The organism is Pseudomonas sp. KBS0707, assembly GCF_005937945.2.
Classification (GTDB): Bacteria; Pseudomonadota; Gammaproteobacteria; order Pseudomonadales; family Pseudomonadaceae; genus Aquipseudomonas; species Aquipseudomonas amygdali.
Window position 1 is genome coordinate 4789889 of sequence record NZ_CP041754.1, and the last position, 26147, is coordinate 4816035.

A 26147-nucleotide genomic window follows, 5' to 3' on the forward strand; every position below is an offset into this window, starting at 1 on the left:
AAAATAATCCGGCGAGCTCATAACCCGAGACTCGCCGGAGCACGCCTAACCGGCTGATGAGGTACACACCAAGATGTTTAGTTTTATCGCCCGCCGAGTGGGGTTGCTGATACCCACTTTCTTCGGCATCACCTTATTGACCTTCGCCCTGATTCGCCTGATTCCGGGCGACCCGGTCGAAGTCATGATGGGTGAGCGCCGGGTCGATCCGGAAATGCACGCTCAGGCCATGGAACGTCTTGGTCTGAATAAGCCACTGTATGCCCAGTACATCGATTACATCGGCAAGCTCGCCCACGGCGACCTCGGTGAATCGCTGCGTACGCGCACCAGTGTCTGGAGCGAATTCACCTCGCTGTTCCCGGCAACCCTGGAGTTGTCGCTGGCGGCACTGATTTTTGCGGGTATTCTCGGCTTGCTGGCCGGGGTCATCGCCGCACTCAAGCGAGGGTCCCTGTTCGACCATGGGGTCATGGGGATTTCCCTGGCGGGCTACTCCATGCCGATCTTCTGGTGGGGCCTGATCCTTATCATGTTCTTCTCGGTATCACTGGGCTGGACGCCGGTATCCGGGCGGATCGACCTGCTGTACGACATTCCGCCGGTCACCGGCTTCATGCTGATCGACACCTTGCTCAGTGACGAACAAGGCGCGTTTCTCGATGCGTTGCATCACCTGATTCTTCCGGCCATCGTGCTGGGCACCATCCCGCTGGCGGTAATCGCCCGGATGACCCGCTCTTCGATGCTCGAAGTACTGCGTGAAGACTACGTGCGTACTGCACGGGCCAAAGGCCTGTCGCCAGCGCGCGTGGTATTCGTTCACGGCCTGCGCAACGCGCTGATTCCAGTGCTGACCGTATTCGGCCTGCAAATCGGCACATTGCTGGCCGGTGCGGTACTGACCGAAACGATCTTCTCGTGGCCCGGTATCGGCAAGTGGCTGATCGAAGCCATCGGTGCCCGGGATTATCCGGTCGTGCAAAACGGCATTCTGCTGATCGCCTGTCTGGTGATCCTGGTCAACTTCGTGGTGGATATCCTCTACGGTTTTGCCAACCCACGCATCCGTCATCAGCGCTGAGATCATCGATATGAGCACCCCTACTCCTGCGGTAGCAGTCGATCAAAGCCTGCTTTACCCATCCCCGTACAAAGAATTCTGGCAAGCGTTCTCGAAAAACAAAGGCGCGGTTGCCGGCCTGCTGTTCATGATCCTGATCGTGTTCTGCGCCCTGTTCGCCCCGTGGGTTGCGCCCCATGACCCGAGCGAGCAATACCGTGACTTCCTGCTGACACCTCCGGTGTGGCTTGAGGGCGGTCAATGGCAATTCATCCTCGGCACCGACGAACTGGGCCGCGATCTGCTGTCGCGTCTGATCCAGGGTTCGCGCCTGTCGCTGCTGATCGGTCTGGCATCGGTGGTCATGTCGCTGATCCCGGGCATCCTGCTGGGCTTGCTGGCGGGCTTCTTCCCGCGCGTGCTGGGCCCTTCGGTCATGCGCCTGATGGACATCATGCTGGCCCTGCCATCGCTGCTGCTGGCTGTAGCCATCGTGGCAATTCTCGGCCCTGGCCTGATCAACACCGTGATCGCCATCGCCATCGTGTCGCTGCCGTCCTACGTACGTCTGACCCGCGCTGCGGTAATGGGCGAGCTGAACCGTGACTACGTGACGGCTGCGCGTCTGGCCGGTGCCACCCTGCCACGCCTGATGTTCATCACCGTGCTGCCCAACTGCATGGCACCGCTGATCGTTCAGGCAACGCTGAGTTTTTCCTCGGCCATTCTCGACGCCGCAGCGCTGGGCTTCCTGGGCCTTGGCGTACAGCCACCGACGCCTGAGTGGGGCACCATGCTCGCCTCGGCGCGCGACTACATCGAACGTGCCTGGTGGGTCGTCAGCCTGCCCGGTCTGACCATTTTGCTCAGCGTGCTGGCAATCAACCTGATGGGCGACGGTCTGCGCGATGCGCTGGACCCGAAACTCAAGAACGCCGCCTGAGGAGATTCGCATGTCACTTCTTGAAATCAAGAATCTCAACGTCCGCTTCGGCGACGCCAAGGCCGTACCTGTTGTGGACGGCCTGTCCCTGAGCGTCGAAAAAGGCGAAGTATTGGCCATTGTTGGCGAATCGGGGTCCGGTAAATCCGTGACCATGATGGCGCTGATGGGGCTGATCGATTCACCCGGCATCATCACCGCCGACGCGCTCAACTTCGACGGCAAGGACCTGCTCAAGCTGAACGCACGGCAGCGTCGTCGCATCATCGGCAAAGACCTGGCGATGGTTTTCCAGGACCCGATGACCGCGCTGAACCCCAGTTACACCGTGGGCTTCCAGATCGAGGAAGTGCTGCGCCAGCACCTGAACATGTCGGGCAAGGCGGCACGCCAGCGCGCGCTGGAACTGCTGGAAAAGGTCGAAATCCCTGGCGCTGCTGCGCGCCTGAATGCCTACCCGCATCAACTGTCGGGCGGCATGAGTCAGCGTGTGGCAATTGCCATGGCCATCGCCGGCGAACCGAAACTGCTGATCGCCGACGAACCGACCACCGCGCTGGACGTGACCATTCAGGCGCAGATCATGGAGCTGTTGCTGAGCCTGCAAAAAGAGCAGGACATGGCCCTGGTGCTGATCACTCACGACCTGGCGGTAGTGGCTGAAACCGCCCAGCGCGTCTGTGTGATGTATGCCGGTCAGGCCGTCGAAGTCGGTCAGGTGCCTGGTCTGTTCGAGGTCCCTGCCCACCCGTACAGCGAAGCCTTGCTGGCTGCTATTCCCGAGCACAGCATGGGCGCCGAACGCCTCGCCACGCTGCCGAGCATGGTTCCGGGTCGCTATGACCGGCCACAGGGTTGCCTGCTTTCACCGCGCTGCCCGTATGTGCGCGACAACTGCCGGACCGAACGTCCTGGCCTGGACCCCAAGGCCCATAGCCTGGCGCGCTGCTTCTATCCCTTGAATCAGGAGGTGGCGTAATGAGCGTCGTACTTACCGCCCGCGACCTTACCCGTCACTACGAAGTCTCCCGAGGCCTGTTCAAAGGCACAGCGCTGGTGCGCGCGCTTAACGGTGTGTCCTTCGAACTGGAAGCCGGCAAGACGCTGGCTGTGGTCGGCGAGTCCGGCTGTGGCAAGTCGACGCTGGCCCGCGCGCTGACACTGATTGAAGAACCTTCATCGGGTTCGCTGAAAATCGCTGGCCAGGAAGTGACCGGTGCCAGCAAGTCCGAGCGCAAGCAGTTGCGCAAAGACGTACAGATGGTCTTCCAGAGCCCTTACGCGTCGCTCAACCCACGCCAGAAAGTCGGTGACCAGCTCGGCGAGCCGCTGTTGATCAACACCAAACTGTCGGCAGCAGAACGTCGGGAAAAAGTGCAGGCGATGATGGCTCAGGTCGGTTTGCGCCCCGAGCACTATCAGCGCTACCCGCATATGTTTTCCGGCGGTCAGCGTCAGCGTATCGCGCTGGCCCGGGCGATGATGCTACAGCCCAAAGTGCTGGTCGCGGACGAACCGACTTCGGCGCTGGACGTGTCGATTCAGGCACAGGTGCTGAACCTTTTCATGGATTTGCAGCAGGAATTCAACACCGCCTACGTGTTCATCTCCCACAACCTTTCGGTGGTGCGTCATGTCGCCGATACGGTATTGGTGATGTACCTGGGGCGGCCAGCGGAAATGGGTCCCAAGGAAGAGATCTATAACCGTCCGCTGCACCCTTACACTCAGGCACTGTTGTCAGCGACCCCGACCATCCACCCGGACCCGCTCAAACCGAAGATCAAGATCGTCGGCGAGCTGCCCAACCCGCTCAACCCGCCAAGCGGCTGCGCTTTCCACAAGCGCTGCCCTTACGCGACCGAACGTTGCGCAACAGACGTACCGGAACTGCGCCTGGTGGATAACCGCCAGGTGGCCTGCCACTATGCCGAGCAATTTGTAGCGGCATAGGCTGAAGCTAGAAGCTAGAAGCTAGAAGACTATCGTGCCCACGCTCCAGCGTGGGCACGCAGTTCTGGACGCGGGAGTATCAGTTTTTTTGTGTTCGGGCTGGTTAGGGCCTGCCGTCAGGCAGGCCCTTGTTTTACCAGCTCGGTCTGGTAAATCGGTCTCCGTACAGGATCGCAAATTGATTCATTGCCACTTTCCAGTCGTGTGCCGCATGACCCCAGTTGGCGGTGATGTTGCGCAACCCAAGCCATATCAGTTTCGTCGCAGCCTCATCGGTCGGGAAGTGCCCTCGAGTCTTGATGATCTTGCGTAACTGGGCATTGATGCTCTCGATGGCATTGGTCGTGTAAACCACTTTGCGAATGCCCGCCGGAAAAACAAAAAACGGTATAACCCGATCCCAGGCGCGACGCCATGCAGCAACTACAGTCGGATACTGCTTGCCCCAGGGGCCCGCTTCAAAGGCGTTAAGCTCTTGCTCAGCCACATCGGCATTGATCGCCTGGTAGATCGGCTTGAGTGCTTTGGCCAGTGCCCGACGTTTATCCCAAGCGGCATAGTCCAAGCTGTTGCGGATCAGATGCACGATGCAGGTTTGCAGCGTCGTGGCAGGAAAAACCGCCCCCAACGCCTCCGGTATTCCTTTGAGGCCATCCGTGACGGCGATCAGAACATCTTCAACGCCACGAGTCTTGAGGTCGTTGAACACCTTCATCCAAAACTTGGCACCCTCGGTGCTCTCGATCCATATACCCAGAATGTCGCGCGTGCCATCAGGTAATACCCCCAGCGCCAGATAAATAGCCTTGTTGCACACTAACCCCTCGTCCCGGATTTTGACCCGTAACGCATCGAAGAAGATCACCGGATACATCGGTTCCAAGGGTCGTTGCTGCCAAGCGCCCACCTCTTCCATGACCGCATCGGTGACTGAGCTGATGAAGTCATGGGACACGTCAGTTCCATACTGCTCAGATAGAAAAGCGCGGATCTCACGCACCGTCATGCCCCGGGCGTACATGGCAATTATCTTGTCGTCGAAGCCTGTAAAACGTCGTTCGTGCTTGGGAATCAGGATCGGGGCGAAGCTACCATCGCGGTCTCTGGGGATATCCAGGCGAAGCGGCCCGTCGTCGGTCAGAACCGTCTTGCTGCTTTTGCCATTGCGCTGATTGGTCGCCCCCTCAGGGCGCTCCGCGCCCTGAGGGTAACCAAGGTGGTGACCCAGCTCGGCGCCTAGCGCACGCTCGATCAGAGCCTTCTTGAACGCCATGGACGCGTCTTGAATGGCTTCGGCGCTCATCGGGCCTTTAACAAACTGCTCGATCAGCTCTTGGGGAATCGAGGGCAACTCCCTCGCTGTTGCATTGGCGGACTTCTTTTTGGTCGGCATACATGCACCTCTAGCTACATGTTATGCCCGAACACAAAATTTCTGACAGTCTCGGACGCTCCGCGTCCGATCTTTCTCAAAGACTTCCGTCTCGGCACGCCGATCAATACACATCCCGCCGATAACGTCCTTGCTCGATCAGCTCACTGACTCTCTGCTCTCCCAGCACATCCTTCAACACCTGATCCACCCCCGCTGCCATACCGAGCAGGCTGCCACAAATATAGATCGCGGCACCGTCGTCCAGCCATTTTCGCAGTTCATCAGCCGCATCACGCAAGCGATCCTGCACGTACATTTTCTCAGCCTGGTCACGTGAGAAGGCAAGATCCAGTCGATTCAGATGACCAGCCTCCAGCCAGTCCTCCAGTTCGTTACCACAATGAAAATCGCGGGCGCGGTTACGTTCGCCGAATAGCAGCCAGTTGCGCATCTGCCCTTGAGCGATGCGAGACTTGAGCAGACTGCGCAAACCGGCCAGCCCCGTACCATTGCCCAGCAGGATCAGCGGGACGGAATCGACAGGCAAATGAAAACTGCTGTTGCGGCGCAAACGCACACTGATCGCGCTGTCGAGGTCGGCATGGGTGGTCAGCCAGCCGGAGCCCAGCCCCAGACTGCCGTCAGGATGAACTTCCTGACGCACGATGAGTTGCAGACGTCCGTCTTCCGGAATCGAAGCGATCGAATATTCACGAGCAGATACCGGCACCAGCGCGTCGATCAGCGCCTGCGCGTGCAGGCCCACCAGATGCGCACGATTGTGCGGCAGTTGGCGGGTTGCCAGCGCCTGACTGAGCGGCTCCTGCAAGCCATCCACGGTTACCGGCGTGGCAGGATCGACACCCAACCCGGCGAGAAAGGGTTCAATGACCTGCGCCGCATTGCGCGGCATCACCTCGACCAGATCCCCCGCCTGCCAGCTCGCTGACGTCGACGCTGTCAGGTCCAGCAGGTAAACCTTCGAACCACTGCTGCCCGGGTTCAAATGCTCGCGCCGCGCCAGCGTCCAGTTCTCGAACACCGGTGCCTGCCAGTGCGTTGACGGCACGGAGCCAGTCAATTGTCCCAGCTGCTGCTGCCAGTGTTGCAGGGCTGCTGGATCAGCGCTGTCCACTTCAACAGGCGGGAACAACGTGCGCCCGCCACGCTCAACCAACCAGCCATGCAAACGATGGGCAAAACCGCAGAAATGCGGGTATTGACGATCGCCCAGGGCCAGAACGGCGTAATCGAGCTGCTTCAGTTCCAACGGACGGCCCAGCAACTTACGCTCGAAACCTCGCGCGCTATCGGGCGCCTCGCCCTCACCAAAGGTGCTGACGACGAACAGCGCCTTACGACTCTGACTGAAATCCTCTTCGGTCAGATCACCCAAACGCTTAACGCGCACCGACACTCCTGAAGCCTGCAACTGGCCAGCAGCCTGCCAGGCCAACTGCTCGGCAAAACCGCTCTGGCTGGCGAAACCTATCAGCCAGGAAGCGGCGTCATCTGCCCCTACACTCTGAACCTCGCCGCGCGCACTTCTGACAGCGCGCTGCTTGCGACGTCGATCCAGGTACAACAACCAGCCAGAGATAAAGAACAGCGGCATCATCAACGATGCTGCCGTCATGATGAGCCGGCCGACGAGGCCGAAATAGCTACCAACATGCAGCGCATAGTTGCTGGCCAGCAATTGCGCGCCGAAACTGCGCTCTGCATAGCGTGAAACCGAGCTGACCTGACCGTTGGCCGGGTCAAGCGTGATGCTGTTCAAGGCCCGTGGATGAGGTGAGTCCTTGAGCAGGTAGAACACCGTGGCCGGTTGGCCGCCAGAAGCAGGCAAACGCAAGTTATAAGCACGTAGTTCAGGCCCGGCGGTTTTCTGCACACTGTCCCAGATGGCAGCATAATCAACCAGCAACGGCGCGGATTGGCTGGAAGGGGCCACAGGGGCTTTGCGCTGTACAGGCAGCGAATCTCCCAGCAGCCTGTTCAGACCATTGCTGACCCAGTCATAAAACCAGTTAAGGCCCGTGATCGCGAACAGCAGGTAGAACAACAGGCACCAGGTACCAAACACCGAATGCAGGTCCCAGTTGAAACTGCGGCCCTTTTTAGCCCAGTCCATCGTCAGCCAGACACGCCAGTTCAGCGCGTTGCGAGGCCAACGCAGGTAGAGCCCGGACAGGCAGAAGAACACCAGAACCAGCGTGCAGGCCGCAGTGATTTGCTTACCCACCTCACCTGCTGCCAGATAACGATGCAGTTGCAGGACAAAGTCGAAAAAGCCCTCACCTACAGCATCGCCTTTCAGCTCGCCGGTATAGGGATCGAAATTGCGTTTGGGACCGCGCCGTTCGCCCGGCTCCGGGGTGAAATACACCTGAGCGGCACGATTGCCCAGCGTATCGACACGCAGAATAGCGACGGTCAGCCCGGTCGCTGCCTCCAGCCTGTGAACAAGCTCAATCGGTGGCAAGGTGGCCTCACGCTCCTGCACGAGCAGAACGTGCGGATTCAGAGCGTCGAGAATTTCGTCTTCGAACGAGTAAAGCGCGCCGGTAATCCCCATGAGGGTCAGCACCAGACCTGCCGTGATCCCGAAGAACCAGTGCAGTTGGAACAAGACTTTCTTCAACGCCGACGCTCTCCCCTCTACAGGCTGCGGCGCGCAGTATGCTCCAACCGCGACACATTCTCATCTTTAAATTGAGGCAGCGCGGGTTTTCCTGTTCATTCGCGCTGCTGAAGGGAACAAAACCTATTTATTAAAAGCGTTGAATTTATACATGTACCACCTCTGTTAAAAATGGCGTTCGCCCACGGCAGACTGACTGTAAAGAGTCATTTATCTTACATCTTTAATCCATGTTTATGCTTTGACGCCCTCACCCTTAAAACACTAACCTTTTTCAACACGAGAACATTAACGTGTTGAGGAGATCAACATCTGTTCTCCCAGTGGAAATAAGGACATACCCATGAACCCAATGTTTTACAACGTCATGCAGGCGCTACCTTTATCCGGAGACCTCAAGGCGGATGAGGCGATAAAAACGGCCGAACTGTTCAGTACGATGTCGTCTGCCAATGATAAGCACGTCACCCGTGCACCCGGTTTGATTCTGACCAAAGAGCAGATTATCAATCTCAAGAAATATGAATTGGCGGGCCTCGCCCTGCCCGTTGAGCTGGAGGACGTCATTGTTTATCTCGGCTATTCAAAAGGCGCCGGTGCAGGGCTTGAACCTGAAGACTTCCTGAAAAGTTTCAACCTTATCCACCGGCATGCGCGTCGCTGGAGTCCTCTGCGCACCGACCTTCTGGGCATCGGCAGCAAACTGAAGGTCTTCGCAGGCAAGATGCTGGTGTACGGCCAGAGCATGGAGGAGATCAACGGCGACGTCAGGGCCGGGAAAATCGTTGACCATCATCAGATCAAGACACTGGAGGATGTAACACGCTTGAGTCTTGAACTGGGCAAGGACTTCCCGGGCATCGAGCTGGATGAAAACGATAAGGAGATCACCCAGGAAATCGGCTCCCACCTCACCGACATACTGGACTTGATTGCAGCCAATCTGGCCGATGCCCAAACCATCAAGAAGGAACTGGATCAGTTTGGCCTGGACCTGTCGCTGCATGTCGGGCCCGAGATACAGCGCAAAATGGTTGCCATCGACAACAGTTCACTGCCGGCCGACGTGGCGAAGCTGAACCTGGATATCGAACAGCGCGCAAAGGACATCGATGAAAAGAACAAAGAATACAAGGCGGTGGTGCAACAATCGTTGAATTCGGTCAGTAGCTTGAACATTGTGGGCTTGGCATTGGGCATTTATTTCGGCGTAGAAGCTGAAAATGTCAGGGCCGCACGCAATGAATTAATGACGCAACAAACCGCCGACATAGACACCTTGCAAGACAAGAACACTATTCTAGGCTCATTGAGCAGGGTAAAGTTTAACTTGCAGAACCTGGCAACGATTGTGGTCGATGCCGACGTGGCGACTAAAAACCTGATTACCGTATGGAACAAACTGTTTTTGTTTATTGAGGCGTCTGCGGTATCGGCGTCCGAGGAGACTGTCAGAAATTTTGTGTTCGGGCATAACATGTAGCTAGAGGTGCATGTATGCCGACCAAAAAGAAGTCCGCCAATGCAACAGCGAGGGAGTTGCCCTCGATTCCCCAAGAGCTGATCGAGCAGTTTGTTAAAGGCCCGATGAGCGCCGAAGCCATTCAAGACGCGTCCATGGCGTTCAAGAAGGCTCTGATCGAGCGTGCGCTAGGCGCCGAGCTGGGTCACCACCTTGGTTATCCTCAGGGCGCGGAGCGCCCTAAGGAGTCGACCAATCAGCGCAATGGCAAAAGCAGCAAGACGGTTCTGACCGACGACGGGCCGCTTCGCCTGGATATCCCCAGAGACCGCGATGGTAGCTTCGCCCCGATCCTGATTCCCAAGCACGAACGCCGTTTTACAGGCTTCGACGACAAGATAATTGCCATGTACGCCCGGGGCATGACGGTGCGTGAGATCCGCGCTTTTCTATCTGAGCAGTATGGAACTGACGTGTCCCATGACTTCATCAGCTCAGTCACCGATGCGGTCATGGAAGAGGTGGGCGCTTGGCAGCAACGACCCTTGGAACCGATGTATCCGGTGATCTTCTTCGATGCGTTACGGGTCAAAATCCGGGACGAGGGGTTAGTGTGCAACAAGGCTATTTATCTGGCGCTGGGGGTATTACCTGATGGCACGCGCGACATTCTGGGTATATGGATCGAGAGCACCGAGGGTGCCAAGTTTTGGATGAAGGTGTTCAACGACCTCAAGACTCGTGGCGTTGAAGATGTTCTGATCGCCGTCACGGATGGCCTCAAAGGAATACCGGAGGCGTTGGGGGCGGTTTTTCCTGCCACGACGCTGCAAACCTGCATCGTGCATCTGATCCGCAACAGCTTGGACTATGCCGCTTGGGATAAACGTCGGGCACTGGCCAAAGCACTCAAGCCGATCTACCAGGCGATCAATGCCGATGTGGCTGAGCAAGAGCTTAACGCCTTTGAAGCGGGCCCCTGGGGCAAGCAGTATCCGACTGTAGTTGCTGCATGGCGTCGCGCCTGGGATCGGGTTATACCGTTTTTTGTTTTTCCGGCGGGCATTCGCAAAGTGGTTTACACGACCAATGCCATCGAGAGCATCAATGCCCAGTTACGCAAGATCATCAAGACTCGAGGGCACTTCCCGACCGATGAGGCTGCGACGAAACTGATATGGCTTGGGTTGCGCAACATCACCGCCAACTGGGGTCATGCGGCACACGACTGGAAAGTGGCAATGAATCAATTTGCGATCCTGTACGGAGACCGATTTACCAGACCGAGCTGGTAAAACAAGGGCCTGCCTGACGGCAGGCCCTAACCAGCCCGAACACAAAAAAACTGATACTCCCCGTCCGAGATAAACGATGCCTTGTCCTTACGGCAGTTTATGAATCACTTCAGACAAGTCGTTCACCCCTGGAAGACCATCGAAGTCGACTCGGACGCCTTGCTTAATGTGTTTAAGGAAGCGGATGAAGAATATAAACGGATTTATGGATAACTCGACAATGAAAAATACGTTCACGCCCAATGACACAGCCTTCGCTGGTCAAATACCCGACCGCGACATCATGACTCGCAGTCTTCACCTCATGCGTAACAGTCTGGTAACGGCAGACCTTCTGTTTGCCAAGACCCACTACCTGCCCAACCTTTATGAAAAGCTCACACGCCTGAACATCCTGGCTGTCACTGAACAACAGTACCTCGGAGAACAGACTGAACGGCTGATCATCGATATCGAGTCGAAGACCGCCCTGCTGAGGCAGTACGTTCAACCCTCCGCCACTCCCATCAATGCCGAAGAGCTGAAAGATATCGACGTTCAGTGTCAGCGCCTCGTGAACAATGCCACTGCCATAGCCCAGCAACTGGCCAGTGCTCTGAGTGGCATGACACAAGGTATTGATCGACAGCAGACCGCTGAGTTTGGGCAGAGTCTGCAAGGTGACATGGCAAACGCAGGCACCAGACTCGACGTTTTACACACCACCCTGGCGAAGTTGAACGAAGAGCGTCAAGTGCTGAGCACCGCTATTGACGCCCTGGAAAGCAAGGGCGCGACGAGTATTGCCAAGGACACGTTGATCACTGCAGACAAGGTGCTCAGCCTGGGAATGCAGCCCCCTGAACTCGCAGTGATCATGCTGGCGCTCGAGCAAATGAAGGCGACCCTGGAAAAGGGTGAGGCGGGAATCAACCTCATCGCGATGATCAAACGCCGTGATGGTTTTCGCGAGCGCATCAATGCCCTGTCCCAGCAACTGGCAGGCATGGACAAGGAAAAAATGGCGCTCGCACAGCGCATTGAGCTGATTGAATGCTTCAACGCTTTTGACGAGCAGCGTGCCGCTTATGTCGAGCAATACCAGAAAATCAAAAACACTCTGGACAGCTTTCTGGTCGTCAACACCACAAGCGCATCCGATGGCAAGCAACGCAGCATGCGCCTGATCAACTCGGGCCAACAGTTGATCGGATACTTGAACCGCATTCGCTGACGCCACCGAAGCCCACGTTGCAAGGGTAATGACCTGTACGCCCTTGCAACATGCGTTTATGCACCTGCCGTTAGGCGGCAGCCAAACAGCTATCAATTCTCGAGGGCCAGCATGACAGGACAACTCTTGTACCGAAGCGACTTCAAGGACCTCACCACTTACCTGCAGGTCTTGCAGAGGCTTCCGGCATTGACCCGCTCGTTCAAGGTCCATCTTGATCAGGTACCGTTGGCAAGACGTAGCTCCTATCCCATTCCCGAGCTACACAATGTGCTTGAAAGGGCCAACAGGGATTGATCTGGCTGGTCGACGCTTCTGCCCACGCTGATGGCGATGCATAGACGACTCGACGCCATGACGGCAGAACTCACACAGTTTTCCGGAAGTGCAACAACGCAGCACCAGAAGCTGGCCATGCACCTGAGGGGCTCCGCAGGATGCGATCGACGCTCAAGAGCGACTGTTTCGTGCACAAGGTTATGCGTACAGAGCGTTGGGGTGGTACATCCGCGCCTACACCGCCGCCAGTAATCTGAGCGCCTACCTGTCGCGAATGTGGGCACTGCTCTGGGCCTGTGCAGGCGGCATTATCAGAGTACGTAAAGCTGGAACACCTTTGCGTTGCCGCCTGGAGTCGGGACTGCTACTGGTCAACGTGCGGGAAATTCAGCGTCTTTCAGAAGCGTTCGACACTGGACAGGACCTGGCTGTCTGAACCCTGGATGAAACGCAAAAAAAACCCGCGATCACTCGCGGGTTTTCATATCAGGACAGCGCTTACAGATAGAACGATTTCAGCGGCGGAAAGCCGTTGAATTCCACTGCGCTGTAGCTGGTGGTGTAGGCACCGGTCGACAACCAGTACATACGGTCACCGATGGCCAGGTTGAGTGGCAGACCGTACTTGTAGTTCTCGTACATGATGTCGGCGCTGTCGCAGGTCGGACCGGCAATGACCACTTCTTCCATTTCGCCCTTCTTCTCGGTCCAGATCGGAAACTTGATAGCTTCGTCCATGGTTTCGATCAGGCCGGAGAATTTACCCACATCGGTGTACACCCAGCGCTCGACAGCGGTGCGCGACTTGCGCGCGACAAGCACGACTTCGCTGACCAGAATACCGGCATTGGAGATCAACGAACGGCCTGGCTCGAGAATGATTTCCGGCAGGTCATCGCCGAAGTCTTCCTTCAGGAAGCGGATGATCTCTTCAGCGTAGGTTTCCAGGCTGTTGGTGCGGGTGATGTAGTTGGCCGGGAAGCCGCCACCCATGTTGATCAGCTTGAGAACGATGCCGTCTTCTTCTTTCAGACGCTCGAAGATCACTTTGACCTTGGCGATGGCAGCATCCCAGACGCTGATGTCGCGCTGCTGCGAGCCGACGTGGAACGAGATGCCGTAAGGCACCAGACCCAGATCACGGGCAAGAATCAGCAGGTCCATGGCCATGTCGGTCTGGCAGCCGAACTTGCGCGACAGCGGCCAGTCGGCGGTGGTCGAGCCTTCGGTCAGAATACGCACGTAGACTTTCGCACCCGGCGCAGCCTTGGCAATGTTGCGCAGATCCGCTTCCGAGTCGGTTGCGAACAGACGCACGCCCTTCTCGTAGAAGTAGCGAATGTCCTTGGATTTCTTGATGGTGTTGCCGTAGCTGATGCGCTCCGGACCAACGCCACAGCTCATGACCTTGTCCAGCTCGTAGATCGACGCGATGTCGAAACTGGAACCCTTGTCCTTGAGCAGATTGATGACTTCGACGGCCGGGTTGGCTTTGACAGCGTAATAGACCTTGGCAAACTCGAAGCCCGCACGCAGGTCGTCGTAGGCTTTACTGATGATGGCGGTATCAATGACCACGAACGGAGTTTCTTGCTTGTCAGCGAACGCCTTCATTTTCTTGAAGGTTTCGGCTGAATAGTAGTCTTCGACATTGATCGACATGCTGCTGGAACTCCTGATGGCAAGCGGTATTGGTAAATGGGTGCAAATGAACGCCCTCCGTATCCCCACTTTGGTTCGCCTACTTCCCAAGGCATGTCGCCGAAAGCAAAAAGGCCCTGAAGGGCTGCCTTCCTGGCCTTGCTGTCTCGTCGTCAGTACTTGAGCCGGATGGATCGTTTCCAGCATGGACGTTCGGCGCGAACTTTAGGACCTGAGGGGCCGGATATCAACAAAAAATGTCGCGTTTTTGCACAGAGCGCTTGAGTTGCCTTCCCAAGGACCTGTTTAACCGACCTGCATGACAGGCAGATGTTCCTCAGTGTCTGATAAACCGACAAACGCGTCCGGTTGGCAAGGATCCGTTGAGAAATCAAAAAGCCAATCTGGACGTCTGTTATGCATCATATAAAGTCGCTGCTCATGAACCAGAGCCTCAGCGTCAGCACCCATGGCGGACGTTTGATAGTGGGTTATCCGAACGGGCGATTGCAGGCGCAAGAGTCGACCGAGCTGCAATTGTAATCGAGGCTCTCTTATCAGATTGGCCTGCACATAGGAAAACGGAATACCTTGGCGACTTAGGAACATCGGCACAATACCCGTCACCTCACCGTGATGGATTTCGTCGAGCTTCTTCAACCACGGTTGAAAAGCCAGGTCGGGGATATTCAGTGCATTGAACTTACGCGCTGATGCAGCCATCACCACGCTTTCGAAGTCCTTGGAAGTGCGTGCCAGACTTGCGGCATCAAGACCAGACAAATTACCCGCAATCATTTCTTTTATGTGCGGCGGCATGTCGGCAAGAACGGCCTCTGGTTTGCGAAAAATGCCCTCGAACGGCTTATTTTTGATCGCAGGCAATCCGCGCCCTCTGGAACCGCGTAACCATTGTTCCGCAGCGTCTATCATCAGCCGCATATTCCTTGATACCCCTTGGAATAGTGTGCCAATAGCGCGAAAAATATGCCCGCCAGGGTCGCTCCGGTTCACCGGATCACCCGCACAATAGCCATAGGCATTAAGCCCGCCTTCGCCAAAAGGGCTGAAGCTATCGGGGCTGTTGAAGCGCATCAAGACCGGATTGTAGGCCCGGTAACCGTTGCCAAGCAGGTAGTGACCGGTAACTGTGTCAATCTGCTCTACATTGAAGCCCGGTACCTCTGGGTTCCTCGCAGCTTTTTCACTGTAACCATAAGAGGGTGTAGACAAAATCATGTAGTGAGTCGGCGCGCGAGTATTCGAGCCTCGGCCAACCAAACCCATGCCTCGCTTACCGCAAAAAGGCGATCATGATGCATGATCAGTCGCCGAGCTCTCTCATTCCAGGCATGAGTTCGCTCCACTACCCATCGCTTGGGCATGACCACAAATCCAGTCTGAACAGGCTCCACGGAAAATAGATCGCCTTGTTCAGAGTGCCATTGCCCTGTTCTTCTGTTATTCGGGCCACGGATCACTTGAACATCGATAGCGTGCAGTTGATGGGTGCGCTGTGCCCATTTTCCTGCGTACGCACTATCAACAAAAAGCGTGCTCAGTGACGGATATTTTTCCTTCGAGTACGCCACCGCATCATCCGCCGCGTCACGATCCTGCACGCTTGCAGCACTGATACTGACAGCCAGCAGCAGGCCCAATGTATCGACAATCAGACTTCGTTTACGCCCCTTCACTTTTTTGCCTGCGTCGTAGCCGCTGTCACCGCCTTGAGGAGAACTGCGGGTCGACTGTGAATCCAGGATCGCTGCTGACGGGCTGTCAGCGCGTTCTTCCCGCTCACGCCATTGAGCTCGCAAGCGATCATGCATTTGCTCGAACTTGCCTTGAGCGCTCCACCGGCGGAACGTTTTGTAGACATTGTCCCAATGAGGAAAATCGCGGGGTAGCATTCGCCATGAGCACCCCGTGCGTACGACATAGCAACAGGCTTCCAGCAACGTGCGCCGAGAGTGAAGCGGTGGCACTCCTCGTCCGCCCTGGCTTTCAAACAGGTCGGCGACCAGTGCCCACTCGGTATCTGTCAAGCAACTCGGATATAGCTGCTCCGGCAGTTGGCGGCGGTGGGTTTCATTGTAGCCATAGGCTTTATTAGGTTCAGGTGACTGAAAACTTCCCTTGGCCCGCTGCTTTACACGCGTAATCCCTGCCATTTTCAACGCTTTTGCAAAGGTGTCGGGATGCGCAGTGATACCGGTTTCGGCGAAGAATACGAGCGCCAATTCGGCCTGGCTGGAATAGGGCTGTGCATGAGCGAGTTTCACCAGCACGGGATAGTGCTCGGCGGCAATCGAGCGAGGACGTCCGGTTTTAGGCATGGCTTGAGGGCTATTCAGACAAGGGAGTGAAAGTTTAATTTATTTTGTCTACACCCTCTAAGGTGTGTAGGCAATAGCCGTTCTCTGCTCGACACTGCCCGCATGCAATACATTTTGTTGCTGATCTGCAGCATCCAAAACAACAATGCGGTTTCCATTGGCAAGGGTCTGCTGCGCCAGAGGCATTCCTCTCACGCGAAAAAGTGTGCGCTGCTCGCCATCAAGCACTTCGGTTGTCAACTGTTGGCCGCCATAGAACCGCTGCCTCATCGCTTGAGCCAGAGGAGTCAGACTCGCAAGGCGATCCAAAGGGTCATACCTGTATCGACAAAGCTCGTTCATCATCAGTACCTCGCTGCGCTTCGGTCAGAAGAAACTAAATCAACCGCTGCCCAAAGTGCTACTGACAGAAATGCCAGTAGCCTGCACAGGCAGAAACGCAGCGAGAGCAGCACGAACTTTACGTCAACGACCTCCATTCATCCGGGATCACTGACGGTAAGGCGTGCCCTTCCAGCTTGAACAAACGGGGAGGCAGGATCAGTAGCAAGAAATTTGATGAAGACGGCCACTGCAACGTGGAGAAACGGGTGGCAACGGCTACCGCCAGTCACGAAGACTGGCGGTAATGCCAAAAATCAGGAAGCAACCTGATCCGCAGGCGAAACAATACTGGTCTTCATCCCACGCGAACGGCCCGAACTCAGGTAAGCCGCAATGGACTCCTGCGTCACTTCACCCAGGAACACGTTCTCGGCATCCAGCACCGGTAGCCAGGCGCGGTTGAACTCGTACATGCGCGACAGCAGGATGCGCAAGTGCTCGTCGTAAGCGGCGGTTGCGTTGAACTCACGCAGGAACTGCGCGCACGTGCCCTGCTGGCGATGCAGGTCACGGCGACGTACGTAGCCCATTGCCTTGTTCTCGCTGTCGGTGACAACGATGTAGCGACGGTCATTTTCGTCCATCACGTCCAGCGCATCGGCCACCGGGGTTTCCGGGCTGACCGATGGCGCGTTGTCGGCTGCATCTTCGGCCTTGACCAGCAGCAGGCGCTTGAGGGTGCTGTCCTGGCCGACGAAGCTGCTGACGAAGTCGTCAGCCGGATGTGCGAGCAAGGTGTCCGGGTGATCGATCTGCAGCAGTTTACCGCCACGGAAGATGGCGATCTTGTCGCCCAGCTTGATGGCTTCATCAATGTCGTGGCTGACCATGATCACGGTCTTGTTCAGCGCGCGCTGCATCTCGAAGAACTCGTTCTGGATCATCTCGCGGTTGATCGGGTCGACCGCACCGAACGGTTCGTCCATCAACAGCAAGGGCGCGTCGGCTGCCAGGGCACGGATCACGCCGATACGCTGCTGCTGACCACCTGACAGTTCACGCGGGTAGCGATGCAGGTACTGCTTGGGCTCCAGCTTGATCATGCTCATCAGTTCGCGAGCACGGTCATGGCAACGCTGTTTGTCCCAGCCGAGCAGCTTGGGCACGACCACGATGTTCTCTTCGATGGTCATGTTCGGGAACAGACCGATCTGCTGAATCACATAGCCAATGTTGCGACGCAGGGTCACTTCGTCCAGATCAGTGGTGTCTTCACCATTGATCAGCACTTTGCCGGAGGTCGGCATGATCAGGCGGTTGATCATTTTCAGCGTGGTGCTCTTGCCGCAGCCCGAAGGGCCAAGGAAGACGCAGATTTCGCCTTCGTTGACCGTGAGGCTGACCGAATCGACAGCCTTCACTTCTTTGCCGTTGCTCTGGAAAGTCTTGGAGAGGCTCTGGAGTTCGATCATTTCAGTAATCCTTTTGGAGTCAGCGTGCGTTGCAGCCATTGCAGGAGAAGGTCGGCGATGATGGCCAGAATGCTGACCAGTACCGCGCCGACGATCAGCATCGACATATCGCTGCGGCTGATTGAAGCGAGAATGAGTACACCCAGACCACCGGCACCGATGGTCGCGGCGATGGTCATGACACCGATATTCATCACCACGGCGGTGCGCACACCGGCGAGGATTACGGGTACGGCGATAGGCAGTTCAACCATGCGCAGGCGCTGGCCGAAGGTCATGCCGATGCCTTTGGCGGCCTCGCGGATACCCGGTTCTACGCCAGTCAGGGCCAGGTAGGTGTTACGCATGATCGGCAGCAGCGAATAGAGAAACACTGCGGTAATCGCCGGCATCGGGCCAAGGCCCTGGCCGAATTTGGAGTAGAACGGCAGCAACAGGCCGAACAGGGCAATCGACGGTACAGTCAGCAGCACTGTGGCGCTGGCTTGCAGCGGGCCGGCAAGTGCCGGAAAACGGGTCATCAGTACGCCCAGCGGGACGCCGACCAGAATGGCCAGGGTCACGGCAATGCCGACCAGGGTGATGTGCTGCGTGGTCAGATGCAGCACCTGAGCCCAGTCGATCTGGGAGAAAACGTTAAAAAAACTCATGTCGTCTCCGTCCTTAGTTAAGTGGGTGCTGACGCAGGAAATCTGCGGCAACTTTGGATGGACTCTCGTGACCAACATCGATGCGGGCGTTGAGGTCGATCATGGTCTGGGTGTCCAGCAGATCAGCCAAAGGCTTGAGCAACGGGGCAATATCCGGGTGCTTGTCCAAGTAATCCTGACGGATCACCGGCGCGGCGGTGTAGTCCGGGAAGTAACGTTTGTCGTCTTCCAGCACCTTGAGCTTGAAGGCGTTCAAGCGACCGTCAGTGGTGTACACCAGGCCCGCAAACACCTGGCCGTTCCGTAGCGCGGTGTAAACCAGCCCCGCGTCCATCTGGCGGGTGTTCTCACGACCGAGATTCATGTCGTAATGCTTGACCATGCCGAGCAGACCGTCGGAACGGTTGGCGAACTCAGTGTCCAGCGCTACGAGATGCCCCTCTTTGGCTTCGTCTTTGAGGACTTTGGTCAGGTCGGTCATCGTGTTGACCTGTGGGTACTTGTCAGCGACTTTCTGCGGCAACGCCAAGGCATAGGTGTTGCTGAATTTCGACGGGGAAAGCCAGACCAAGCCTTTTTTCGCGTCGAGTTCTTTCACCCGAGCGTAGGTTTGTTCGCTGTCGAGCTTTTCATCAACGTGGTTGTAATTCACCAGCGATACGCCGGTGTACTCCCAGATCAGATCCAGTTGAGCACTTTCCTGCGCGCTACGCGCCAGGCTGCTGCCCAGGCCGCCGGTGACTTGAACGTCATAACCCTTTGTACGCAGGTATTGCGCAGTGAGTTCAGACAGGATGGTTTGCTCGGTGAACACACGAGCGCCGACGCGCAACAACGGCTTTTCCGCTGCCTGGGCAAATGCCGGAAACAGCAAGGCAAAGCCTAAAAACAAGCATATTCTTTTCATGATAATTCCTTCGCTCAACGAGCCAGACCGCGTTCCAGCCAGAGACGACTGGCCAGTGTCACCAGCCCGTCAAGCAGCAGCGCCAGCAAAGCGGTACACGCGGCACCCAGCACCAGCTGCGGCTGGTTGTTCAAGGCGATGCCAGGGAAAATCAGGCTACCGAGGCTGTTCGCACCGATAAGAAATGCCAGAGGCGCCGTACCCACGTTGATCGCCAGCGCAACACGCACACCACCGATGATGATCGGCACGGCGTTCGGCAACTCGACACGCCACAACACCTGACGCGGCGTCATGCCGATACCGACAGCGGCTTCCTTGAGTGAACCCTGAACGTTTTTCAGGCCTTCATAGGTGTTACGCACGATGGGCAGCAAAGAGGCGAGGAACAGCGCGAAGATCGCAGGCCCGCTGCCGATCCCGAGTATCCCGAGGGCAATGGCCAGAACGGCGAGAGGAGGAACGGTGTTGCCAATGTTGAATATCTGCATGAAACGTTCGGCGCGGCCAACCATGCTCGGGCGGCTTAGGGCGATGCCTGCGGGGATACCGACCACCAGGGCCGCCAACATTGAAACCAGAACCAGAATCAGGTGAGCCTGAAGGTAGAACAGCAGGTCATCCTGGTATTGCTTGATAGTACTGATGCCGATCCAGTGGATCAGCAGGGCCAGGAGTGCGATCACAACCGCACCTCCCAATAGCCCCTTGCCATAGCGATTAGCCACAGGCGGACTCCTTATTTCAGTCGGCGAACGCGTTGACCAGGGCGTCCGCAAAGGACACCGGCAATAACGTTCGCGAAGAGCAGCGGGTGGGTCGCCGGTAAGGGTTTAACCTCGGCGAAAACACAAGCCATAAGCGCAGCTTCGTCAAGCCAACATGCTGATGAATCAGCCCCTTGCGTTGGCTTCGTTGCGAGCCTTGACGGGGGAGTGGACGTCTCCACGACCTGAAAGGTTCCCACACGAGACATTATCTGGCCATCGTTTATTGTCTGAACGGTTCGGTTATTGCCGCGAGTTGAGCTATAATCTGCGCCCTTTTTCAATACCGTCTCAGGCGATTTCCCATGACCCAACAGGCCGCCGAAGTCGCGAAACGCCGCACTTTCGCCATTATTTCCCACCCGGATGCGGGTAAAACCACCATCACGGAAAAACTCCTGCTGATGGGCAAGGCCATTTCTATCGCCGGTACGGTCAAGTCGCGTAAATCCGACCGTCATGCCACATCCGACTGGATGGAAATGGAGAAACAACGCGGTATTTCCATCACCACATCCGTGATGCAGTTTCCGTATCGCGAGCACATGATCAACCTGCTCGACACACCGGGTCACGAAGACTTCTCCGAAGACACCTACCGCACCCTGACGGCAGTCGACTCGGCCTTGATGGTCCTCGACGGCGGTAAAGGCGTAGAGCCACGCACCATCGCGCTGATGGATGTCTGCCGCCTGCGCGACACGCCTATCGTCAGTTTCATCAACAAGCTCGACCGCGACATCCGCGACCCTATCGAGCTGCTTGATGAAATCGAAGCCGTACTCAAGATCAAGGCTGCGCCGATCACCTGGCCGATTGGTTGCTACCGGGACTTCAAGGGTGTCTACCACCTGGCCGACGACTACATCATTGTCTACACCGCAGGTCACGGCCACGAGCGTACCGAAACCAAAATCATCGAGAAGCTCGATTCGGACGAAGCCCGCGCTCACCTGGGCGATGAATACGAGCGCTTCGTCGAGCAACTGGAGCTGGTGCAGGGTGCCTGCCACGAATTCAACCAGCAGGAATTCATCGACGGCCAATTGACCCCGGTGTTTTTCGGCACCGCGCTGGGCAACTTCGGCGTCGACCATGTACTCGATGCCGTGGTGAACTGGGCTCCCAAGCCACTGGCACGCGTGGCCAACGAGCGCACCGTCGAACCGGCCGAAGAGAAATTCAGCGGTTTCGTGTTCAAGATCCAGGCGAACATGGACCCCAAGCACCGCGACCGCATCGCGTTCATGCGTATCTGCTCCGGCCGTTACGACAAGGGCATGAAAATGCGCCACGTGCGCCTGGGCAAGGACGTGCGGATCGGTGATGCGCTGACGTTCTTCTCTTCCGAGCGCGAGCAACTGGAAGAAGCCTATGCCGGTGACATCATCGGTTTGCACAACCACGGCACCATCCAGATTGGCGATACTTTCACCGAAGGCGAAGCGCTGGGCTTCACCGGTATTCCGCACTTCGCACCGGAGCTGTTCCGCCGCGTGCGCCTGAAGGACCCGCTCAAATCCAAGCAACTGCGTCAGGGCCTTCAGCAGCTGGCCGAAGAAGGCGCCACGCAGGTGTTCTTCCCGCAGCGCAGCAACGACATCATCCTCGGCGCCGTCGGGGTGCTGCAGTTCGATGTGGTCGCCAGCCGTCTGAAGGAAGAATACAAGGTCGAGTGCGCCTACGAGCCGATCACCGTCTGGTCAGCCCGCTGGATCGACTGCGCCGACAAGAAGAAGCTTGAAGAGTTTGAGAACAAGGCTGTGGAAAACCTGGCAGTGGACGGCGGCGGTCACCTGACCTACCTCGCCCCTACCCGCGTGAACCTGGCACTGATGGAAGAACGCTGGCCCGACGTGAAATTCCGCGCCACCCGCGAGCACCATTGATAATCCAGACTATCGTGCGACGCAGAGCGTCGGGAACGGCATTCCCACGCTGGAGCGTGAGGAACGATAAGCTCAATGGCGACTATCGTGCGACGCTCTGCGTCGCATGCCGTTCTGGACGCTCTGCGTCCAACCCTTCCTGAACATCCACTGACCTGGATCAACCATTCAGCGCAAAATGAGAATTAATCTCAATAGTGCCTTGCTATTATACCGATAAGAATTATTCTCATCTTACTTGCACAGGAGATGAGACATGACCTATTTGATCGATGCATGGCTGGACCGGCCCCACCCTTACCTGAGAATTCTTCATCGCGAGACGGGCGAAGTGTGTGCGGTGCTGGAAGAGGAGGCGCTGGAGGAGTTACGTGATCAGGGCGATCTGGATGTGTGCAGCTTGAGTTCCAGCGAACCATTGGTGCTTAAGGAGCTGGTGAGAAACCTGTTTCTGTTCTGCTATGCGCGGGCGTTGCGCCCGATGGGTGAGTTGCACTGAGCATGGAGCATCAGCACAACCCCGCCGCTGAACGAATCAGCGCGATTCGTTCAGCGACCCTCTGGATCGACCGGGTCGATTACAGAACGTCGAGCAGTTCCACGTCGAACACCAGCACGCTGTGCGGTGCGATGCTGCCCACGCCCTGAGCGCCGTAAGCCAGCTCGCTCGGTACGTGCAGACGCCATTTGCTGCCAGCGTTCATCAGTTGCAGCGCCTCGGTCCAGCCAGCAATCACGCCGCTGACCGGAAATTCCGCAGGCTCGCCACGATCATAGGAGCTGTCGAAGACGTTACCGTCGATCAGCGTACCGTGATAGTGCACGCGCACCTGATCTTCACGGGTTGGCTTGGCGCCAGCGCCAGCGGTCAGCACTTCGAATTGCAGACCTGAGGCCAGCGTGGTCACGCCTTCGCGCTTGGCATTTTCAGCCAGGTAAGCCTTGCCGGCACCCACAGCCTGTTCAGCCTTGGCGGCCGCTTCGGCCTGCATGATTTCACGGATAACCTTGAAGCTGGCGGACATTTCTTCCTGACCCACACGGCTTGGCTGACCGCCAAATGCATCACGCAGGCCTGCCACGATGGCTTCCAGGTCGACACCCGGTGGCGGATTGTCGCGCAACTGGTCGCCCAACTGACGGCCAATGCCGTAGCTGACGCGGGTTTCATCGGTGGACAGATTGACTTCGGACATGACACTGCTCCGCAGAGGGGCACGCAGTCGGCAATCACGCAATACCTGAACGGCAATCACGCTATACCCTGATGCGCCCCGAACCAAAAGGGCGAGCAGCCTAGCACAATTGCCGCTACAGCCCCTACCGCAGCAGCAATACGCGGCTGGCGATCAGGACCAGGAGGAATGAAACGAGATCGGCAGGCGCATTTCAGAGCGGTCATTGACCGGCATGCCGCACAGCTCGTCATGGACCACACAATGGACCAGGTAAAAAGGCACCACTGGTATGTCCTTGAGCAAATCCCGCGCATGCTCCACCGAGCGAAGATGCAGGGTCTTGCCTGCCGGGTCCTTGAGCATCACCGAAGTGCCATTCATGCGCACATCCAGCAGATAGATGCCGCCTTCGATGGAGATCAGGTTCAGCTCATCGACCCGCCCGGCCTGGGCGTGCTCGATAAATTCCTGATAATTCATGATCGAACCTCCTGCGCAAATGCCTGATGCATCGGAACGGACGTTTTACAACACACAGCGCCGACATGCCAGAAACGATAACGCCCGCCCCTTTCATCGCGCGTCGCCTTAGTGCTTGGTGACCTTGTCCAGATAGCCCATCGCAAACGCGGATATCACGAAGGTCATGTGGATAATCACGTACCACATCAGGTATTCAGGCTTGATGTTGGTGGCATCCATGAACACCCGCAGCAGGTGTATGGAGGAGATTGACACGATGGAGGCCGCCACTTTCATCTTCAGCGAAGACGAATCCATGGTGCCCAGCCAGTTGAGCTTTTCCTTGTCCTCATCGATGTCCAGCTGCGATACGAAGTTCTCGTAACCGGAAATCATCACCATCACCAGCAAACCACCCACCAGCGCCATGTCGATCAGCGACAGCAGCACCAGAATCAGATCAGCTTCGGCCAGCGAGAAAATGTTGGGGATGACGTGAAAGATTTCCTGGAAGAATTTCAGACACAACGCCAGCAGCCCAAGGAGGGTGTAGACAAAATAAATTAAACTTTCACTCCCTTGTCTGAATAGCCCTCAAGCCATGCCTAAAACCGGACGTCCTCGCTCGATTGCCGCCGAGCACTATCCCGTGCTGGTGAAACTCGCTCATGCACAGCCCTATTCCAGCCAGGCCGAATTGGCGCTCGTATTCTTCGCCGAAACCGGTATCACTGCGCATCCCGACACCTTTGCAAAAGCGTTGAAAATGGCAGGGATTACGCGTGTAAAGCAGCGGGCCAAGGGAAGTTTTCAGTCACCTGAACCTAATAAAGCCTATGGCTACAATGAAACCCACCGCCGCCAACTGCCGGAGCAGCTATATCCGAGTTGCTTGACAGATACCGAGTGGGCACTGGTCGCCGACCTGTTTGAAAGCCAGGGCGGACGAGGAGTGCCACCGCTTCACTCTCGGCGCACGTTGCTGGAAGCCTGTTGCTATGTCGTACGCACGGGGTGCTCATGGCGAATGCTACCCCGCGATTTTCCTCATTGGGACAATGTCTACAAAACGTTCCGCCGGTGGAGCGCTCAAGGCAAGTTCGAGCAAATGCATGATCGCTTGCGAGCTCAATGGCGTGAGCGGGAAGAACGCGCTGACAGCCCGTCAGCAGCGATCCTGGATTCACAGTCGACCCGCAGTTCTCCTCAAGGCGGTGACAGCGGCTACGACGCAGGCAAAAAAGTGAAGGGGCGTAAACGAAGTCTGATTGTCGATACATTGGGCCTGCTGCTGGCTGTCAGTATCAGTGCTGCAAGCGTGCAGGATCGTGACGCGGCGGATGATGCGGTGGCGTACTCGAAGGAAAAATATCCGTCACTGAGCACGCTTTTTGTTGATAGTGCGTACGCAGGAAAATGGGCACAGCGCACCCATCAACTGCACGCTATCGATGTTCAAGTGATCCGTGGCCCGAATAACAGAAGAACAGGGCAATGGCACTCTGAACAAGGCGATCTATTTTCCGTGGAGCCTGTTCAGACTGGATTTGTGGTCATGCCCAAGCGATGGGTAGTGGAGCGAACTCATGCCTGGAATGAGAGAGCTCGGCGACTGATCATGCATCATGATCGCCTTTTTGCGGTAAGCGAGGCATGGGTTTGGTTGGCCGAGGCTCGAATACTCGCGCGCCGACTCACTACATGATTTTGTCTACACCCTCAAGGGAAAGACCGAAATAGATCGGCGCCAGCAGCCAGCGCGATGCGTACATGGCATTTTCAAAAAAACGTTCCATTGATACTCGCAAGGTGTTTTGAAGGAGCGGGCGAGTATATCAGCGGTAACGCGCTGCTCTGGAGATGCGACAAAATATCGCACAGCGCGCATATATGCACTGTCAGGAGACCGGCATGCGTAGCGCAGACTGGCTAGAAAAGCGATGAGCGCTCACACACCACCATGCCACTGTTGATACGTCGCAGTTCGGCTTGAATATGCAAGGTCCATATCGGTACATCATCGGCGCATTGATAACCATGCAGCGACAGGCTCTCGATAATGCTCGTCAGTACCGCCTGCGCCGCTGGCAGGCCGTTGAACGGTCCTTGGGATTTGATCGCGGAGGGCTGTTCTTCAGCCATGCCGGCTGCGAAGAGCACCATCCATTGTCCACCATCGTGGGGAAGAGGCCGAATGACACATTCGATGCGGGTCATCAGCCCCATGCATTCTCGGGTAAGGCAAAGGCTACGCTGCATGATGCGCTCCTGATCAGCAACAGTATTCATCC

24 protein-coding genes and 2 pseudogenes are annotated in these 26147 nt (G+C 56.8%); 11 read left to right on the forward strand and 15 right to left on the reverse strand.

The window, feature by feature from the left end:
* Positions 1–73 precede the first annotated feature (73 nt).
* Genes FFH21_RS22780 through FFH21_RS22795 form a run of 4 tightly spaced genes read left to right on the forward strand, consistent with a single transcriptional unit; the run spans position 74 to position 3959 of the window.
* Positions 74–1084, forward strand: a complete 1011-nt coding sequence (locus FFH21_RS22780; protein ID WP_002555193.1) for an ABC transporter permease subunit — start codon at positions 74–76, stop codon at positions 1082–1084.
* A gap of 10 nt (positions 1085–1094) precedes the next feature.
* Positions 1095–2006 carry an ABC transporter permease subunit gene (locus tag FFH21_RS22785; RefSeq protein WP_002555194.1) on the forward strand — a complete coding sequence of 304 codons (912 nt, stop codon included), beginning with the start codon at positions 1095–1097 and terminating at the stop codon, positions 2004–2006.
* 10 nt (positions 2007–2016) lie between these two features.
* On the forward strand, positions 2017–2985 hold the full coding sequence (locus FFH21_RS22790; RefSeq protein WP_011169490.1) for an ABC transporter ATP-binding protein: 969 nt from the start codon (positions 2017–2019) through the stop codon (positions 2983–2985).
* Positions 2985–3959, forward strand: a complete 975-nt coding sequence (locus FFH21_RS22795) for a peptide ABC transporter ATP-binding protein (RefSeq protein ID WP_003379694.1) — start codon at positions 2985–2987, stop codon at positions 3957–3959. The genes FFH21_RS22790 and FFH21_RS22795 overlap by 1 nt, the downstream gene beginning before the upstream one ends.
* 133 nt (positions 3960–4092) lie before the next feature.
* Here FFH21_RS22795 and FFH21_RS22805 read toward each other — a convergent pair whose 3' ends face one another.
* Together FFH21_RS22805 and FFH21_RS22810 are read right to left on the reverse strand one after the other, a co-directional pair.
* A complete protein-coding gene (locus tag FFH21_RS22805) occupies positions 4093–5352 on the reverse strand; it encodes an IS256-like element ISPsy17 family transposase (RefSeq protein WP_004663377.1) in 1260 nt (419 codons plus the stop codon).
* Positions 5353–5455: 103 nt separating this feature from the next.
* Positions 5456–7978: a sulfite reductase flavoprotein subunit alpha gene (locus FFH21_RS22810; protein ID WP_004667387.1), complete on the reverse strand. Its 2523-nt coding sequence runs from the start codon at positions 7976–7978 to the stop codon at positions 5456–5458.
* A 343-nt stretch (positions 7979–8321) separates the two neighbouring features.
* Here FFH21_RS22810 and FFH21_RS22815 point away from each other — a divergent pair, with 343 nt between their 5' ends.
* From FFH21_RS22815 to FFH21_RS30670, 4 genes are all read left to right on the forward strand, one after another.
* Positions 8322–9461 carry an alpha-xenorhabdolysin family binary toxin subunit A gene (locus FFH21_RS22815; protein WP_004667386.1) on the forward strand — a complete coding sequence of 380 codons (1140 nt, stop codon included), beginning with the start codon at positions 8322–8324 and terminating at the stop codon, positions 9459–9461.
* Between the two features lie 14 nt (positions 9462–9475).
* Positions 9476–10735, forward strand: a complete 1260-nt coding sequence (locus FFH21_RS22820; RefSeq protein ID WP_004667385.1) for an IS256-like element ISPsy17 family transposase — start codon at positions 9476–9478, stop codon at positions 10733–10735.
* Positions 10736–10955: 220 nt separating this feature from the next.
* Complete coding sequence (locus FFH21_RS22830; RefSeq protein WP_041924633.1) at positions 10956–11948, forward strand: alpha-xenorhabdolysin family binary toxin subunit B; 993 nt, start codon at positions 10956–10958, stop codon at positions 11946–11948.
* Positions 11949–12441: 493 nt separating this feature from the next.
* Complete coding sequence (locus FFH21_RS30670; RefSeq protein WP_011169492.1) at positions 12442–12663, forward strand: hypothetical protein; 222 nt, start codon at positions 12442–12444, stop codon at positions 12661–12663.
* A 62-nt stretch (positions 12664–12725) separates the two neighbouring features.
* Here FFH21_RS30670 and FFH21_RS22840 read toward each other — a convergent pair whose 3' ends face one another.
* The 8 genes and pseudogenes from FFH21_RS22840 to FFH21_RS22875 form a co-directional block, all read right to left on the reverse strand.
* Positions 12726–13889: a type III PLP-dependent enzyme gene (locus FFH21_RS22840; protein ID WP_002555201.1), complete on the reverse strand. Its 1164-nt coding sequence runs from the start codon at positions 13887–13889 to the stop codon at positions 12726–12728.
* 285 nt (positions 13890–14174) lie between these two features.
* The gene (locus FFH21_RS22845) at positions 14175–15107 is read right to left on the reverse strand and encodes an RHS repeat-associated core domain-containing protein (RefSeq protein WP_050772278.1); all 933 of its coding nucleotides are present in this window, start codon (positions 15105–15107) and stop codon (positions 14175–14177) included.
* On the reverse strand, positions 15104–16207 hold the full coding sequence (locus FFH21_RS22850) for an IS5-like element ISPsy19 family transposase (protein WP_004663854.1): 1104 nt from the start codon (positions 16205–16207) through the stop codon (positions 15104–15106). The genes FFH21_RS22845 and FFH21_RS22850 overlap by 4 nt, the downstream gene beginning before the upstream one ends.
* Before the next feature lie 60 nt (positions 16208–16267).
* Positions 16268–16549: pseudogene (locus FFH21_RS22855) on the reverse strand (RHS repeat-associated core domain-containing protein); the annotation flags it as partial.
* 296 nt (positions 16550–16845) lie between these two features.
* A complete protein-coding gene (locus FFH21_RS22860) occupies positions 16846–18003 on the reverse strand; it encodes a betaine/proline/choline family ABC transporter ATP-binding protein (RefSeq protein WP_011169494.1) in 1158 nt (385 codons plus the stop codon).
* Positions 18000–18653 (reverse strand): ABC transporter permease, encoded by a 654-nt coding sequence (locus tag FFH21_RS22865; RefSeq protein ID WP_004661100.1) that lies wholly within the window; start codon positions 18651–18653, stop codon positions 18000–18002. Before FFH21_RS22865 ends, FFH21_RS22860 begins: the two co-directional genes overlap by 4 nt.
* 13 nt (positions 18654–18666) lie before the next feature.
* Positions 18667–19560 (reverse strand): glycine betaine ABC transporter substrate-binding protein, encoded by an 894-nt coding sequence (locus tag FFH21_RS22870; RefSeq protein WP_004666241.1) that lies wholly within the window; start codon positions 19558–19560, stop codon positions 18667–18669.
* Between the two features lie 14 nt (positions 19561–19574).
* Complete coding sequence (locus FFH21_RS22875; protein ID WP_003379713.1) at positions 19575–20288, reverse strand: ABC transporter permease; 714 nt, start codon at positions 20286–20288, stop codon at positions 19575–19577.
* 344 nt (positions 20289–20632) lie between these two features.
* On the opposite strand from FFH21_RS22875, the gene FFH21_RS22885 reads away from it, so the two are divergent.
* Together FFH21_RS22885 and FFH21_RS22895 are read left to right on the forward strand one after the other, a co-directional pair.
* Complete coding sequence (locus FFH21_RS22885; protein ID WP_004655493.1) at positions 20633–22216, forward strand: peptide chain release factor 3; 1584 nt, start codon at positions 20633–20635, stop codon at positions 22214–22216.
* Positions 22217–22472: 256 nt separating this feature from the next.
* Positions 22473–22715 carry a hypothetical protein gene (locus FFH21_RS22895; protein WP_002555214.1) on the forward strand — a complete coding sequence of 81 codons (243 nt, stop codon included), beginning with the start codon at positions 22473–22475 and terminating at the stop codon, positions 22713–22715.
* 79 nt (positions 22716–22794) lie between these two features.
* On the opposite strand, the gene FFH21_RS22900 is transcribed toward FFH21_RS22895, so the two are convergent.
* The 3 genes from FFH21_RS22900 to FFH21_RS22910 all read right to left on the reverse strand — a co-directional run bounded on the left by FFH21_RS22900 (position 22795) and on the right by FFH21_RS22910 (position 24420).
* Positions 22795–23412: an FKBP-type peptidyl-prolyl cis-trans isomerase gene (locus FFH21_RS22900; RefSeq protein ID WP_041924635.1), complete on the reverse strand. Its 618-nt coding sequence runs from the start codon at positions 23410–23412 to the stop codon at positions 22795–22797.
* A 153-nt stretch (positions 23413–23565) separates the two neighbouring features.
* Complete coding sequence (locus FFH21_RS22905; protein ID WP_005733678.1) at positions 23566–23874, reverse strand: DUF6482 family protein; 309 nt, start codon at positions 23872–23874, stop codon at positions 23566–23568.
* Between the two features lie 108 nt (positions 23875–23982).
* Positions 23983–24420: a TIGR00645 family protein gene (locus FFH21_RS22910; protein WP_041924636.1), complete on the reverse strand. Its 438-nt coding sequence runs from the start codon at positions 24418–24420 to the stop codon at positions 23983–23985.
* A gap of 37 nt (positions 24421–24457) precedes the next feature.
* Here FFH21_RS22910 and FFH21_RS22915 point away from each other — a divergent pair, with 37 nt between their 5' ends.
* Positions 24458–25561, forward strand: a complete 1104-nt coding sequence (locus tag FFH21_RS22915; RefSeq protein ID WP_004663854.1) for an IS5-like element ISPsy19 family transposase — start codon at positions 24458–24460, stop codon at positions 25559–25561.
* A 16-nt stretch (positions 25562–25577) separates the two neighbouring features.
* Here the strand turns inward: FFH21_RS22915 and FFH21_RS22920 are convergent.
* Both FFH21_RS22920 and FFH21_RS22925 read right to left on the reverse strand, forming a co-directional pair.
* Positions 25578–25652, reverse strand: a pseudogene (locus tag FFH21_RS22920) (TIGR00645 family protein); the annotation flags it as partial.
* 133 nt (positions 25653–25785) lie between these two features.
* Positions 25786–26115, reverse strand: coding sequence for a hypothetical protein (locus FFH21_RS22925; protein ID WP_011169498.1), 330 nt, complete (start codon positions 26113–26115; stop codon positions 25786–25788).
* Between the last annotated feature and the right edge of the window lie 32 nt (positions 26116–26147).